1 protein-coding gene is annotated in these 685 nt (G+C 42.6%); it reads left to right on the plus strand.

All coding sequences use genetic code 11. The features are described from left to right. Positions 1-96: 96 nt before the first annotated feature. On the plus strand, positions 97-685 hold a 589-nt coding region (locus tag LI241_RS15525), incomplete at its 3' end, for an integrase DNA-binding domain-containing protein (RefSeq protein WP_173019874.1).

The raw sequence follows: 685 nt of genomic DNA on the forward strand, positions 1-685 counted from the left end.
AAATTGGACGCAATCTAATGCAAATGAGCCTTGTATGTGTTATGATGAACACAAGTCATATCAAGGCTCTTTCCAACAAGGAAAGGAGCAGACACCATGAAAGAAAAAAGACGGGATAGCAAAGGACGTATCCTGCATACTGGAGAGAGCCAACGAACAGACGGGAAATACTTATATAAATATGTGGACGCATTTGGAAACACAAAATATGTGTATGCTTGGAGATTGACACCCACAGACCCGACACCAAAGGGAAAACGGGAAAAACCCTCACTTCGTGAACTGGAACAGCAGATAAGACGGGATATTGAGGACGGTATCGACAGCACAGGCAAGAAAATGACGCTTTGCCAACTCTACGCCAAACAGAACGCACAGAGGGCAAATGTGAAGAAAAGCACACAGAAACAACGGGAACAGCTCATGCGGTTATTGAAAGAGGACAAGTTAGGTGCTAGGAGCATTGATACGATAAAACCCTCTGACGCTAAGGAATGGGCATTACGCATGAAAGACAAAGGCTTTTCCTATAACACCATTAACAACCATAAACGCTCGTTAAAAGCGTCATTCTATATCGCCATACAAGACGATTGTGTAAGGAAAAACCCTTTTGATTTCAAGTTAAGTGAAGTCCTAGAAAATGATACCAAAGAGAAAGTCGCATTGACAGAGGAACAGGAAC

Source organism: Longicatena sp. 210702-DFI.1.196 (assembly GCF_020563125.1).
GTDB classification, from domain to species: domain Bacteria; phylum Bacillota_I; class Bacilli_A; order Erysipelotrichales; family Erysipelotrichaceae; genus Longicatena; species Longicatena caecimuris.